The organism is Pedococcus sp. P1_H8, assembly GCF_056405175.1.
This window is the reverse complement of sequence record NZ_JBFUCP010000217.1, coordinates 1-459: the sequence shown is the minus strand read 5'-3', so window position 1 is coordinate 459 and position 459 is coordinate 1. Positions and strand designations below refer to the sequence as shown.

Here is a 459-nt window from a genome sequence, read left to right as displayed (position 1 = left end):
GGGGCATACCCAGTCGCTGCACACCAACGCGCTCGACGAGGCGATCGCGCTGCCGACCGACTTCTCGGCTCGCATCGCGCGTAACACCCAGCTGCTGCTGCAGCAGGAGTCCGGCACCACCCGGCCGATCGACCCCTGGGGCGGATCGCACTACGTCGAGTGGCTCACCCACCAGCTGGCGAACCGTGCGCGTGCGCACATCGCCGAGGTGGAGGAGGCCGGCGGCATGGCGCAGGCCATCAGCGAGGGCATCCCGAAGCTCCGCATCGAGGAGGCCGCGGCCCGCACCCAGGCCCGGATCGACTCCGGCCGCCAGCCGCTGATCGGCGTCAACAAGTACGTGCCGGACGAGCCGGACAGCATCGAGGTGCTCAAGGTCGAGAACTCCAAGGTGCGTGCGGAGCAGCTCGCGAAGCTCGCGGCGCTGCGGGCCGAGCGGGACGAGGCCGCGACGCAGGC

1 protein-coding gene is annotated in these 459 nt (G+C 71.2%); it reads left to right on the top strand.

Translation table 11 applies throughout. The features are described from left to right. The coding region (locus AC1DYG_RS19665; RefSeq protein ID WP_477641535.1) for a methylmalonyl-CoA mutase family protein at positions 1-459 on the top strand (459 nt) is incomplete at both ends.